The organism is Idiomarina piscisalsi, assembly GCF_002211765.1.
Classification (GTDB): domain Bacteria; phylum Pseudomonadota; class Gammaproteobacteria; order Enterobacterales; family Alteromonadaceae; genus Idiomarina; species Idiomarina piscisalsi_A.
This window is the reverse complement of the sequence record NZ_CP022133.1, coordinates 1,457,217-1,469,967: the sequence shown is the minus strand read 5'-3', so window position 1 is coordinate 1,469,967 and position 12,751 is coordinate 1,457,217. Positions and strand designations below refer to the sequence as shown.

The window sequence follows — 12,751 nt, the reverse complement described above, 5'->3', positions numbered from 1 at the left end:
ATAATAACAATAACTATCAAAATTTAATGAGGAAGCAACAAGGTTGAATTATGGGTAAAGAAAGTCAATACGTATCGAAGCAACCGGACGAAAACGGTATTATTCACTGGACTGACGAAGAAAACGCGATATGGAAAGATCTCGTTGAACGTCAGCTAGAATGCATTCCGGGTAAAGCTTGTGACGAGTATATGAAGGGACTTGAATTACTCAACTTACCGAAAGATCGCTTACCGCAACTGCACGAACTGAATGAGGTTCTGGAGCGGGAAACGGGGTGGCAGGTTGCTGCGGTACCGGCGCTTATTCCGTTCGATGAGTTTTTCCGTCTGTTGGCGAATAAACAATTCCCGGTTGCGACTTTTATCCGAACTCGCGAAGAGTTTGATTACTTGCAAGAGCCGGATATCTTTCATGAGATATTTGGTCACTGTCCGCTGTTAACGAATCCAGCATTCGCTCACTTTACGCACCAGTACGGTAAACTCGGTTATGCAGCAACGCCGAAAGAACGTGTCTATTTGGCTCGCCTTTACTGGTTTACGGTTGAATTTGGGTTATTACAAACCAAAGAAGGCACGCGTATTTATGGTGGTGGTATCTTGTCATCGCCGGCGGAGACTGAGTATGCAGTGAACAGCGATAAACCGGAGCGGAAACCGTTAAAAGCGCTTGATGCGTTAAGAACACCGTACCGGATTGATATTATTCAGCCCATTTACTATACCATAGAGAGTGTTGATGAGCTGTTTGAAATTTCTGACATGGATATCATGTCACTGGTTCATGAAGCGATGGAACTTGGCTTATTTGAACCGAAGTTCCCGCCAAAAGATGCAGCTTAGTTTTGCCAAAATAAAGAACAACGAGGAGTAAGTTTAATGGCACAATTAGATCAAGAACGTTGTGAAGCTTGTCACGCTGACGCACCTAAAGTGAGTGATGACGAGCTAAAAGAGTTAATGCGTGAAATCCCTGATTGGACACCGGTCACGAATGACGGTGTGATGATGTTGCAGCGCGAATACAAGTTTAAAAACTTTAAGCAGGCTTTGGCGTTCACTAACCGTGTTGGTGAAATTGCGGAAGAAGAAAAGCACCACCCTGAAATTACTACTGAGTGGGGCAAAGTCACCGTAACGTGGTGGACTCACTCGATTAATGGTCTGCACAAAAACGACTTTATTATGGCGGCGAAAACCGACAAAGTAGTCGACGCCTAAGTAACTGCGTTTAATCAATCGATGTTAAAACCCCAAGTGAACGCGCTCGGGGTTTTTTGTTTTTAAATGCGCGTCTTTGGTGTATCATTTGCTTTACATTTAGACGGTAAAGCAAGGTGTTATGCGGCTAGAAATTACCTGTGATGATAGGCTTGGTATTTGTCAGGATGTCCTGCAGATTCTGCGTGATCACGAAATAGACCTACGTGGCATTGAAGTTGACCCTAAAGGAAAAATCTTTCTTAACTTTCCTGAGCTGGACTTCGATGATTTTCGTCATTTAATGCCGCAAATCCGTCGTATTCCTAATGTTATCGACGTAAAAACCATTCCATACATGCCGTTTGAACGAGAGCATTACGAGTTTAATCTGCTGCTTTCTACGTTACCGGATCCGGTTCTGTCCATAGACACCAAAGGCGTTATCGATATTATTAACGACGCGGGTTTGAAGCTGCTCTCGGACAGTCATGACGTGCTTAAAGGTGAGCCTCTTTCACAGTTTGTGCAGGGAATTGCACTACAACGCTGGCTCGATAAACAACCCAAAATGCCAATCTACGAAGCCGTAACCATAGGCAGTGATCAATATTACGCGCAATTGCTACCGATTTGGGTTAATGACGAGGAGGGGACGGAAGTCTTTGCGGGCGCCGTGATGACCTGCAAGTCGGAACCCGTTACCGAAAACTGGCAGCAAGCCAGTAATAAAGCGGCCTTTGATCGCCTGCTTACTGAAACACCTGCGATGAAACGAGTCATTAGCGACGCCCAACGTATGGCGGAGCTGGATGCGCCCTTGTTATTGGAGGGGGAAACAGGGGTGGGCAAAGAGTTGCTCGCAAAAGCTTGCCACTTGGCCAGCCCGCGCCATGAGCAACCCTTTCTAGCTATTAATTGTGCTGCACTGCCCGATAATGTTGCGGAGAGTGAACTGTTTGGTCATGCGGAAGGCAGTATTAGTGCCCAAAGCGCTAAGAAAACCGGAGTGCTTGAGCAAGCCGCCGGCGGAACCGTGTTGCTTGATTCTGTGGGTGAAATGTCGATTGGCCTTCAGGCAAAATTACTGCGCTTTCTGGAGGACGGTGTATTTCGCCGTATCGGCGAAGAGCAGGAAGTCAGTGTCGATGTACGAGTCATTTGTACGGCTCAGGGTAACCTTTTCGAGCTGGTTGAGAACGGTGATTTCCGGGAAGACCTGTACTATCGTTTAAATGTTTTAGCGCTAACGGTGCCGCCATTACGTGAGCGTAAAGCGGATATTGTTTTACTCGCTGAACACTTTGTCGCACAAGCGTGTAAAAAACTCGGGCGAAGCCAGGTCCAAATTAGTCGAACGGCGAAAGATCGCCTGAAAAATTATCATTGGCCGGGCAATGTTCGTCAGTTAGAAAATACCATGTTCCGCTCTGTTTCCATGTTGGAAGGGCAGACTCTGGAGCCTGCAGATATTCGTTTGCCGGAACTGGAAAGAAACGACGAGCGTCTGGCGGTAGATATTGAGGATATTAGCCTGGAAGAAGCGTTACGCCAGTTTGAAAGTCATATCATGAAGCGACTGTACCCGAATTACCCAAGTACCCGGCAGTTAGCGAAGCGCTTAGGACTCTCTCATACTGCCGTTGCCAATAAGTTGCGGGATTACGGTATAGGCAAGCAGCGCAAAGGACGTCCTAGAAAACCTAAGACGGAAACTTAACTCGTAAACTTAAAGTGCCAAAAAAGCTAGCTTGTACATTTAAGTTTACGCCAATAGCAGGATAAACCGTGATGCAAAGCAAGGATTTATCCTGTAATAATTACTTTACAATAAAACACTTTTGTTCAACTGACACTATTTCTTCTCTTAATTCGCATTGTTAGCACCTTTACGGCTACAGTCTTAGGGTTAATAAACGAATAACAAGAGGAAGTAATAATGTCAGAGCAAGTCACCAATCCCCTAAATACAGACGGTTTTGAATTCGTTGAGTACACAGCTCCGGATCAAAAAGGCATTGACGCATTAAAAGATTTATTCGATAAGCTTGGTTTTACTGAAGTAGCAAAGCATAAGTCAAAACAAGCGTGGTTATTCAAGCAAAACGACATTAACTTTGTGGTAAATGCGGAGCCAGGCGGTCAGGCTGAAGACTTTGCAAAAGATCACGGTCCGAGCGTATGTGGCATGGCATGGCGTGTTAAAGATGCTAACCACGCATTAACGCACTCTTTAGAGAACGGCGCTAAAGCTTTCCCTGAAGACAAAGGTGTTGTTGAAAACATTCCAGCGGTTTTTGGTATTGGTGAAAGTGCGCTTTACTTCATTGATAACTATGAAAACAATGAAATTTATAAGCAACATTTTGACTTCTACGACAACTGGGAAGGCAAAATGAAAGAGCATGCGGCAGGTCTTTATGAAATTGATCACCTGACGCATAATGTTTTCCGCGGCAACATGGATACCTGGGCAGGCTTTTATGAGCGCATTGGTAACTTCCGTGAAATCCGTTATTTCGACATTGAAGGTAAGCTGACAGGTCTTCTAAGCCGTGCAATGACCGCACCTTGCGGCAAAATTCGTATTCCTATTAACGAGTCGCACGACGACAAGTCTCAAATTGAAGAATACCTGCGCGAATACAAAGGCGAAGGCATTCAGCACATTGCACTGACGTCTGACAACATCTACAAAACCGTTGAAGACTTACGCTCAATCGGTATGGAGTTCATGGACACGCCAGACACGTACTACGAGAAAATCGACGAGCGTGTTGAAGGTCATGACGAAAACGTCGACGCACTGCGTAAGCAGCGTATTCTTATTGACGGTGCGCCAATGAAAGACGGTATTTTGCTGCAAATTTTCACGCAAACTGTGATAGGTCCGGTATTTTTCGAGATCATTCAACGTAAAGGTAACGAAGGCTTTGGTGAAGGTAACTTTAAAGCGCTGTTTGAGAGCATTGAAGAAGACCAAATTCGCCGAGGAGTACTAGACGATGCGTAAATGGATCAGCTTCCCGAAGCAGGAAGGGACGTCGTCACGACAAGCCCATGCTGACTTTCCGGAGCAGGCCATTTATGAGCGCGAAGCGGGTCGCAGCGGCTTTTTCGGCCCTGCGACACACTTCCATCATCAACATGCGCCGACCGGTTGGTCGGAATGGGAAGGTCCGCTTAAACCACGTGCCTTCGACTTTAATCAGCTTACCGAGCAAGCGCCGGAAAATCCGTGGTTGACGCCGGACTTGCTGTCAAACAGCAGTTGTAAGTTCCGTATTTGGCACTGTACTGAAAATATGCAGTATTTGGTGCGCAATGCCGACGGCGATGACCTGTTGTTTGTGCATGAAGGCAGCGGTCATTTGTATTGCGACTATGGCCATATTCACCTGGTTAAAGGTGACTACTTCTTAGTGCCGCGCTCGACAAACTGGCGCTTAGAGCCCGACGAGAAAATGGAACTGCTGATGATTGAAACCACCAATGGTTCGTATCAGCTGCCAGAGAAGGGCATTGTCGGTAACCATGCGGTATTCGACCCAGCGGTTTTGGATACGCCCGCCATTGATGACGAGTTTAAAGCACAGTACAGCGAAGACAGCTGGAAAGTGTATGTTAAGCGTCACCAGCAAGTCAGCGTTATTACTTATCCGTATAATCCGTTGGATGCTATTGGCTGGCATGGTGACTTAGCACCGGTGCGTTTGAACTGGCGTGACATACGGCCATTAATGAGTCACCGGTACCACTTACCACCGTCAGCACACACAACTTTTGTTGCTGAACGTTTTGTGGTCTGCACCTTTGTGCCAAGACCTATTGAGTCTGACCCTGGCGCACTGAAAGTGCCGTTCTACCACAATAACGACGACTATGATGAAGTGTTGTTCTACCACGAAGGCGACTTCTTTAGCCGCGATAATATTGACCGTGGTATGGTAACCTTCCATCCCGCAGGGTTTACCCATGGCCCACACCCGAAAGCTTTCAAGGCGGGCCGGGAACACAAAAAGAAATTCACTGACGAAGTCGCAGTCATGCTGGATACGCGCGACGCTCTGGAAATGAGTGACGCTGCGATGAAAGTTGAAAATCCAGATTATGTCTACAGTTGGCAGGAGAAATAACAACTTATGAAATTAGCCACTTATAGAAATGGAACGCGTGACGGCCAGTTAATGGTAGTCAGCAAAGACTTAACCCGAGCGGTTGCCGTACCGGCTATTGCGTCCTGTATGCAAGAAGCCATTGATAACTGGGATGACGTAGAGTCAAAGCTGAACGAGGTTTACACGCAGCTCAATAAGGGTAATGTTGATGGTGAAGTAACCTTTGAACAGGTTATGTGCGAATCACCGCTCCCTCGGGCGTATCAGTGGGCCGACGGTAGTGCTTATGTTAACCACGTCGAGTTGGTTCGCCGTGCGCGTGGCGCCGAAATGCCGCCAAGCTTCTGGGAAGATCCACTGATGTATCAAGGTGGCTCGGATGACTTCTTAGGTCCACATGATGAAATTCAGATGGGCAGCACCGAGTGGGGCATTGATTTTGAAGGCGAAATTGCTGTTATCACTGACGACGTGCCCATGGGCATTGATGCCAAGTCAGCGTCTAGTCATATTAAATTATTGATGCTGGTGAATGACGTATCACTACGTGGCTTGATTCCGGGCGAGCTGGGTAAAGGCTTTGGCTTTTTCCAGAGTAAACCATCGTCTGCGTTCTCGCCTGTGGCGGTAACACCGGACGAGCTGGGCAGTGCCTGGAAGGACAGTAAAGTTCACTTACCGCTGTTGTCAGAATATAACGGCAAGCCGTTCGGCAAGCCAAACGCAGGCGAAGACATGACTTTCGATTTTGGTCAGTTGGTTGCGCATGCCGCTAAAACTCGTAACTTGGGTGCTGGTGCTATTATTGGGTCGGGAACGGTGTCGAACAAGCAGGGCACAGACCACGGCACGTCAATTGAAGAAGGCGGTGTTGGGTACAGTTGTATCGCTGAAGTCCGCATGATCGAAACCATTCGTGATGGTAAGCCAACAACGGAATTCATGAAGTTTGGCGATACTATTCACATGGAAATGCAAGATGCCGATGGTGAGTCTATCTTCGGCGCGATTGATCAGAAAGTGGTGGAATATAAAGGACCTTCAGAATGATGAAGCTCTATGGATACTGGCGCTCTAGCGCCAGTTTTCGTGTCAGGCTGGCGCTTTATTTAAAAGAACTTGAATTTGAGTACCATCCGGTTCACTTGGTTAAAGACGGCGGCGAGCAACATACTCCAGAATACCGTAAGTTAAACCCAGCGGGCTTAGTGCCAACATTTGTCGATGACAAAGTCACGCTGAATCAATCGTTAGCCATTATTGAGTACTTGGATGAACGCTATGAGCAACATCCGCTATTGCCAAGTGCTACCGTTGATAAGGCCCGCGCAAGGGCTTTAGCCTATGACTTGGCGTGTGAGTTACAGCCGGTCACAAACTTGCGGGTGCTGAAATACCTTACTGGTGAACTGAATTGCAGTGACGAACAGCGCAATGACTGGATTCATCATTGGGTTCATCAGAGTTTCACCGCATTTGAACAGCGCCTGACCGAAACAGCGGGTGATTATTGCTATGGAGATTCGGTAACATTAGCGGATATCTGCTTGTTGCCTCAAGTGTACAATGCCGAGCGTTTTAAGGTACCGTTAGATAACTACCCAACGCTGGTGGCAGTGCATGACCGCTTACAAGAATTAAATGCGGTACAACAAGCACGCCCAGAGAATCAGCCAGACGCACAATAAGGAATAACTAAATGGTCAAATCACGTCTAGTGATGGCAATAGGGGCGGCATTAATGGCCGCCTCTTGCGCATCTACAACCCCTGCAAATGAAACCGCAAACACAACCAATGCAACGGCGCCACAGGTACAAACGTTAAGTGCTGACCCGCTAGCTTCCGCACAAGGCACTGCAGAACTTACCATGGAACAGATTATGGCTGACCCTGACTGGATGGGTCGCTTCCCGGAAAATGCTTTTTGGAGCATGGACGGTGAGCATATTCTGTTTTATCAGAAGCGCGAAGGCAGTGACATTCGCGACCTGATGATTATCAACAATGCTGAAGGCGAAGCCTCTAAAGTGGCACTGTCGGACTATCATCTTTACGTGGCCGATGAAAAAGAGCAATCGGTTGCTGGTAATTGGCTGTCCTACACTTACGAAGGTAACGTGTTTGCTCGCTTTGGCGACGGTAGTGTTAAGCAACTGACCCGCGACGAAGCCCGTCAGCATAACTTACAAGCCATGACGGATGGCTCTTTAAGCTATCAGCAAGGCAATGACTTTTATGTGGTTGACGTTAACTCCGGTCTGACGCGTCAGGTAGCCTCGATTAAATTTGAAGATGCGCCAAAAGCGAATGAAGAGCCAAAAGACTACTTAGCAAAAGAAGAGCAGCAGCTTATTCAGTACGTTCAGAAAGAGCGTAAAGCAGCTGAAGAGAGTTTTGAACGCCAACAGCAGCTGCAGTCGCAGAACTCGAGCCTGGCACCTAAGCCGTTTTATTTAGATAAGTCAAAAGAACTGGTCCAGGCGCGATTGTCGCCCCGTGGCGACAAAATTATTGCCGCTATTAGCGAGCCTAATAAGTGGCGTGAAGACGGCGATATCATGCCAAATTATATTAACGAAGATGGCCGTGTTTCCAGCGAACGCGTTCGTCGCCGTGTCGCTGATGCTCAACCGGATGAAGATCAGTTAGTGATTCTGGATTTAGAGAACCACACAGATACAGCACTGACTTACAATACATTGCCGGGCTGGAATGAAGACGTTCTGGCAGATGTTAAGCGGGAGAACCACGAGGCTCGTGGCGAAAGCTATGAGTCAGAAGAAAAGCCACGTCCTATTCACTTGATGGCTGACTGGGGCTGGGAAAACGGTGCGATTCAGTGGAATGAAAACGGCACTGAGTTGGCTGTGATGCTGGAAGCCTGGGACAACAAAGATCGCTGGATTGTGACTGTTGATTTTGCCGGCAAAAAATTAGTGCCACAGGATCGCCTGCACGATGACGCCTGGATTAACTACACCCATAACGAGTTTGGCTGGTTAAACGACAGTAGCTTATGGTTTATGTCTGAAGCCGATGGCTATTCGCATCTGTATGTTAAATCGTTGAATGGCGACACTCAGCAGCTCACTGAAGGCAACTATGTCGTCGAAACGGCGGAGTTAAGCAACGACGCTGAGTACCTGTATTTTCAGGCGAACATTGAGCACCCCGGTATTTACGAAGTTTACCGAGTAAAAACCGATGGTAGCGGTGAGCCGGAAGCTATGACCGATTTAGATGGTATGACCGCGTTTGAGTTGAGCCCGCAAGCAGACGAGCTGATTCTGACGCACTCAACGCCATTGATGCCGCCGGAGCTTTATCATAAAGAGGCTAACGTCAGCGATGCACCTGAGCGCATGACCCAGACGGTGTCTGAGAAGTTCTTAAGCATTGACTGGACAGCGCCGGACGTTGTCGGAGTAGAGTCTAGCCATGTTGATGAACCTATTTATACGCGTATATACACGCCGGAAGGTTTTGATGCCGAGCGTGCAGAGGAGTACCCAGCAGTCGTGTTTATCCACGGTGCGGGCTACTTGCAAAATGCGCACATGGGCTGGTCTGGTTACTTCCGTGAGTTTATGTTCCATAGCCTGCTGAACAAGCACGGCTACGTGGTTGCAGATCTTGATTACCGTGGCTCGAAAGGTTACGGACGCGACTGGCGTACGGCTATTTATCGTCAAATGGGCACGCCGGAAGTAGAAGATTTAGTCGACGTGGCGAGCTACCTGGAAACTAACCTGAATGTTGATGGTGACCGCCTTGGCACCTACGGTGGTTCCTATGGTGGCTTCTTAACCTTTATGGCGCTGTTTAAAGAACCCGGACTGTTTGAGGCTGGCTCTGCATTACGACCGGTAACGGACTGGGCTCACTACAATGTCGGTTATACGTCCAACATTCTGAACCTGCCGCAGGACGATACCATTGCGTACCGCCAAAGCTCACCGATCTACTTCGCAGAAGGACTTGAAGATGCGTTGCTCATTAACTCGCCAATGATTGATGACAACGTGTTTTTCCAGGACAGTGTGCGCTTAGTACAACGTTTAATCGAACTGAAGAAAGATGACTGGGAAACGGCTATTTACCCGGTTGAACCACACGGTTTCCGTCAGCCAGAAAGCTGGCTGAACGAATACCGTCGTATTTTCAAACTGTTCGAGGAAAACCTGAAGTAAGCGAAAACGCTTAATCTTTATGGGGAACGGCGTCGCTAATACGGCGCCGTTCTAGTTTATAAAGTAATAAAGCGGTTAATAGCCCTGCTGCATGAATGACGCTGACGTGCTGGCCCACGAAATGGTCGGGCTGCCAACCTAAAAGCTCAACAACCACTTTGCCGATGAGAGCAATAACAATGAGCCACATCCACTTTTTTCCGGCTTTTATGTCTTTAATTAAGCAATAGCCTAATAGTCCGTGCAGTACGCCGGACAGACCCACAAAAATAACCGTAAAGGGCAGCAGCCACAAAATGAGAGATGTGGCAGCCGAACTCAATAGTAATGCATTGACGAGCCAGCGCGTATTCCAGTACTCCCGCCAAATAACCACAATCAATGCTAGCCCGGCAAAGTTAAATAAGGCATGGGTCCAGTTTAAATGAATAAAGTGGGTGGTAATTAGCGGCCAGCCCTGTGACATAACGGTTTCACTGTGGAATGTGAGCTGTTGATGCCAATCGGGCATAAGCTGTAAAAAACAAGAAATGGCTAAAATGAGAACCAGACCAACCCAGTATCGATTTAAATAGTGCATCCAACTTCCTTTTCATTGCGTGGGCAAACTCAGCTTCGTATGATAGGGGAATTAAATGTGAATATGAATGAGGTTATATGAAATATCGCATTACTGCTTTAGCGGCGGCGTTACTAGCTGTTAGCGCCTGCCAACCCCAACAGCAGGAGGTTCGTGAGCCCGAGGCGGCGACTGGCTTTCAACAAAAACAATCCGTAAAAGCTGACGAGTTTATGGTTGCAGCAGCCAACCCGCATGCGGTTGAGGCTGGCTATAACGTTTTAAAGGCAGGGGGCTCAGCGGTGGATGCGGCTATTGCAGTTCAGGCAATGCTGGGTCTTGTTGAACCGCAGTCGTCCGGTATTGGTGGCGGTGCCTTTATTTTATATTGGGACAATGAGGCTAAAAAGCTGTATTCCATTGATGCTCGGGAAACAGCACCAATGGCGGCGACGGAAGCATTGTTTCTGGATGAAAACGGCAAACCAGCTAAGTGGATAGATGCCGTTGTTGGTGGACGCTCTGTCGGTACCCCGGGTATTTTGAGAGGGCTTGAGCTAGCCCATTCTAAGTGGGGTGAAAAAGAGTGGGGCAGCTTGTTTGACGACACGATTAAGCTGGCGGAACAAGGTTTTGAGGTATCGCCGCGTCTTGCTAAATTGGTCGAGCTGGAGATTAATCCCGGTGTTAAGAAAATGCCGGTAGCTAGTGACTACTTTTTTCCAAACGGTGAGCCGCTAAAAGCAGGTCAAGTTTTGAAAAATGAAGACTACGCCAATAGCCTGAGTTTGATCGCCTCGCAAGGCGTTGATGTCTTCTACCAAGGCGAAATAGCAAAAGACATTGTCGAGGCAGTACAAAACAGCTCAATTGAACCGGGCGTGTTAGCCTTAGATGACTTGGCAAATTACGAAGCGAAACTGCGTGAGCCGGTCTGCAGCGAATACCGTGCTTATCAGGTTTGCGGTATGGGGCCACCAAGCTCGGGCGGTATTACTACGCAACAAACCTTAGGTATGTTGGAAAACTTTGAAATTGGCAATTTAGAGCCGAACAGTGAAGAGTTTGTTCATCTGTTTACGCAAGCGTCTAAGTTAGCGTTTGCGGATCGAAACCAATGGATAGCTGATACTGACTTTGTGGAAGTTCCGGTTGAGGCGATGCTGAATAAAAATTACTTAGCTCAGCGGGCAAAGCTGATTACTGATTTGGATTTAGGCAAAGCGCAACCGGGTACCGAATTGCTGCCTAAATACCAGCAGGACATTGCTTACGAATTGCCAAATACCAGTCATGTTTCTATCGTGGATGATGAAGGTAATGTGGTGTCGATGACCACCAGTATTGAGATGGGCTTTGGCTCAACCGTTATGGTGAGAGGCTTTTTGCTGAATAACCAACTGACTGACTTTTCCTTAGCCCCCGGTGATGGTGAGAAAAAGTATGCCAATCGAGTGGAGCCGGGTAAGCGGCCGCGTAGCTCTATGGCACCGGCTATCGTGCTTAATGAAGAAGGTAAACAGGTGGTGCACGCCATAGGCTCACCCGGCGGTAGTCGCATTATTAATTATGTGACTCAAAGTCTGGTGGGACTTCTGGACTGGAATATGGATATTCAGGACGCTGTCAACCTGGGGCATGTGACCAACCGAAATGACTATACATCGCTCGAGAAAGGGCGCGACATCAGCAACTTAAAAGAGGCGCTTGAAGCTCGAGGGCATAACGTCAAAGTACTTGATTTAAATAGTGGTTTGCATGGTATAACCATAACTGACAGTGGCAAATTAATTGGCGCAGCTGACCCACGCAGGGAAGGTATCGCAAAGGGAGAATAAAATGAAAAAACTGTTAAGTGGTCTATTAATGGTTGGCGCTTTAATAAGCCTTGCGGGCTGTAGTGACGAAGAAGCGGTGGATTTAAATACAGCAACGCCAACAGAAGTCATTCAGGGATTTTATCAGGCGATTTATGAAGAGCGAGACTTAGAGAAAGCCAAGCGTTTTGCATCGCCACGCATGGTTGATCTGATTAACCACTACGCGGCTGTCAGCTCGGTACAGCGCTATGTGCTGGGGCGTTATTACGACAAAGTAGAGTTGGAAGTAGTCAGTGATTCACTGGGTGACTATCTCAACCATTCAGATGAACTTCGCGCGACAGTGCTGTTTGAAGGTGAATACAAAGGTGAGTACAACAAAGACAGCCGCGATGTTGTACTCATTGAAAACGGCGATAGCTGGTTAGTCGATAGAATTCTTGACCCCAGATACCGTCCTTGATTTAGCCCTGCTTCGGGGTGTCCGTGTACGGTGGCCAGCCAAGTGGTTTGCCTGCTAACAAGTGCAGGTGAATATGATAAACGGACTGGCCGCCGTGCTCATTACAGTTCATGACTAAACGATACCCGTCGTCGGCAACGCCGTATTGAGCAGCAAGCTTCGACGCAACCACATACAAATGTCCCACTAAATGCGCATTGTCTTCGTCAATGTCGTTAACGGTTGCGATGGGCTCTTTCGGAATAATCAAAAAATGTACCGGTGCCTGTGGGTTAATGTCCTTAAAGGCAAGCGCGCTCTCGTCTTCGTAGACGATATCCGCCGGGATTTCACGGTTTATAATTTTCGAAAAAAGGGTTTCTTCAGCCATGCCCAATTCCTTGTGTCTTAGTGTTAC

At 47.6% G+C, this 12,751-nt stretch carries 12 protein-coding genes; 10 read left to right on the top strand and 2 right to left on the bottom strand.

The genetic code is table 11. The features are described from left to right. Positions 1 to 50 precede the first annotated feature (50 nt). The 8 genes from phhA (at position 51) to CEW91_RS07050 (ending at position 9,512) form a co-directional block, all read left to right on the top strand. Positions 51 to 845, top strand: a complete 795-nt coding sequence (phhA, locus tag CEW91_RS07085; RefSeq protein WP_053953543.1) for a phenylalanine 4-monooxygenase — start codon at positions 51 to 53, stop codon at positions 843 to 845. Between the two features lie 36 nt (positions 846 to 881). After that, positions 882 to 1,223, top strand: a complete 342-nt coding sequence (locus tag CEW91_RS07080) for a 4a-hydroxytetrahydrobiopterin dehydratase (protein ID WP_088768312.1) — start codon at positions 882 to 884, stop codon at positions 1,221 to 1,223. Positions 1,224 to 1,344: 121 nt separating this feature from the next. Next, the gene (tyrR, locus tag CEW91_RS07075; protein WP_088768311.1) at positions 1,345 to 2,922 is read left to right on the top strand and encodes a transcriptional regulator TyrR; all 1,578 of its coding nucleotides are present in this window, start codon (positions 1,345 to 1,347) and stop codon (positions 2,920 to 2,922) included. Positions 2,923 to 3,141: 219 nt separating this feature from the next. Then, entirely contained in the window at positions 3,142 to 4,215 is a 1,074-nt protein-coding gene (gene hppD / locus CEW91_RS07070) for a 4-hydroxyphenylpyruvate dioxygenase (RefSeq protein ID WP_088768310.1), read from the top strand. Next, a complete protein-coding gene (locus CEW91_RS07065) occupies positions 4,208 to 5,338 on the top strand; it encodes a homogentisate 1,2-dioxygenase (RefSeq protein ID WP_088768309.1) in 1,131 nt (376 codons plus the stop codon). The genes hppD and CEW91_RS07065 overlap by 8 nt, the downstream gene beginning before the upstream one ends. A gap of 6 nt (positions 5,339 to 5,344) precedes the next feature. Beyond that, positions 5,345 to 6,370: a fumarylacetoacetate hydrolase family protein gene (locus tag CEW91_RS07060; RefSeq protein WP_088768308.1), complete on the top strand. Its 1,026-nt coding sequence runs from the start codon at positions 5,345 to 5,347 to the stop codon at positions 6,368 to 6,370. Beyond that, positions 6,370 to 7,008: a maleylacetoacetate isomerase gene (gene maiA, locus CEW91_RS07055; RefSeq protein ID WP_088769377.1), complete on the top strand. Its 639-nt coding sequence runs from the start codon at positions 6,370 to 6,372 to the stop codon at positions 7,006 to 7,008. The genes CEW91_RS07060 and maiA overlap by 1 nt, the downstream gene beginning before the upstream one ends. An 11-nt stretch (positions 7,009 to 7,019) precedes the next feature. Beyond that, on the top strand, positions 7,020 to 9,512 hold the full coding sequence (locus tag CEW91_RS07050; RefSeq protein ID WP_088768307.1) for a S9 family peptidase: 2,493 nt from the start codon (positions 7,020 to 7,022) through the stop codon (positions 9,510 to 9,512). Positions 9,513 to 9,522: 10 nt separating this feature from the next. On the opposite strand, the gene rrtA is transcribed toward CEW91_RS07050, so the two are convergent. Continuing rightward, positions 9,523 to 10,092: a rhombosortase gene (rrtA, locus tag CEW91_RS07045; RefSeq protein WP_088768306.1), complete on the bottom strand. Its 570-nt coding sequence runs from the start codon at positions 10,090 to 10,092 to the stop codon at positions 9,523 to 9,525. A 77-nt stretch (positions 10,093 to 10,169) separates the two neighbouring features. On the opposite strand from rrtA, the gene ggt reads away from it, so the two are divergent. Then, complete coding sequence (ggt, locus tag CEW91_RS07040; protein WP_088768305.1) at positions 10,170 to 11,909, top strand: gamma-glutamyltransferase; 1,740 nt, start codon at positions 10,170 to 10,172, stop codon at positions 11,907 to 11,909. A gap of 1 nt (position 11,910) precedes the next feature. Beyond that, positions 11,911 to 12,354 carry a hypothetical protein gene (locus tag CEW91_RS07035; protein ID WP_088768304.1) on the top strand — a complete coding sequence of 148 codons (444 nt, stop codon included), beginning with the start codon at positions 11,911 to 11,913 and terminating at the stop codon, positions 12,352 to 12,354. 1 nt (position 12,355) lies between these two features. Here the strand turns inward: CEW91_RS07035 and CEW91_RS07030 are convergent, their stop codons facing one another. Beyond that, positions 12,356 to 12,724, bottom strand: a complete 369-nt coding sequence (locus CEW91_RS07030; protein ID WP_088768303.1) for a histidine triad nucleotide-binding protein — start codon at positions 12,722 to 12,724, stop codon at positions 12,356 to 12,358. Positions 12,725 to 12,751 lie beyond the last annotated feature (27 nt).

Excerpts from the sequence above, each read along its gene's own strand:
- phhA (WP_053953543.1), top strand. The coding sequence starts at position 51 with ATGGGTAAAGAAAGTCAATACGTATCGAAGCAACCGGACGAAAACGGT.
- CEW91_RS07080 (WP_088768312.1), top strand. The coding sequence starts at position 882 with ATGGCACAATTAGATCAAGAACGTTGTGAAGCTTGTCACGCTGACGCA.
- tyrR (WP_088768311.1), top strand. The coding sequence starts at position 1,345 with ATGCGGCTAGAAATTACCTGTGATGATAGGCTTGGTATTTGTCAGGAT.
- hppD (WP_088768310.1), top strand. The coding sequence starts at position 3,142 with ATGTCAGAGCAAGTCACCAATCCCCTAAATACAGACGGTTTTGAATTC.
- CEW91_RS07065 (WP_088768309.1), top strand. The coding sequence starts at position 4,208 with ATGCGTAAATGGATCAGCTTCCCGAAGCAGGAAGGGACGTCGTCACGA.
- CEW91_RS07060 (WP_088768308.1), top strand. The coding sequence starts at position 5,345 with ATGAAATTAGCCACTTATAGAAATGGAACGCGTGACGGCCAGTTAATG.
- maiA (WP_088769377.1), top strand. The coding sequence starts at position 6,370 with ATGAAGCTCTATGGATACTGGCGCTCTAGCGCCAGTTTTCGTGTCAGG.
- CEW91_RS07050 (WP_088768307.1), top strand. The coding sequence starts at position 7,020 with ATGGTCAAATCACGTCTAGTGATGGCAATAGGGGCGGCATTAATGGCC.
- rrtA (WP_088768306.1), bottom strand. The coding sequence starts at position 10,092 with ATGCACTATTTAAATCGATACTGGGTTGGTCTGGTTCTCATTTTAGCC.
- ggt (WP_088768305.1), top strand. The coding sequence starts at position 10,170 with ATGAAATATCGCATTACTGCTTTAGCGGCGGCGTTACTAGCTGTTAGC.
- CEW91_RS07035 (WP_088768304.1), top strand. The coding sequence starts at position 11,911 with ATGAAAAAACTGTTAAGTGGTCTATTAATGGTTGGCGCTTTAATAAGC.
- CEW91_RS07030 (WP_088768303.1), bottom strand. The coding sequence starts at position 12,724 with ATGGCTGAAGAAACCCTTTTTTCGAAAATTATAAACCGTGAAATCCCG.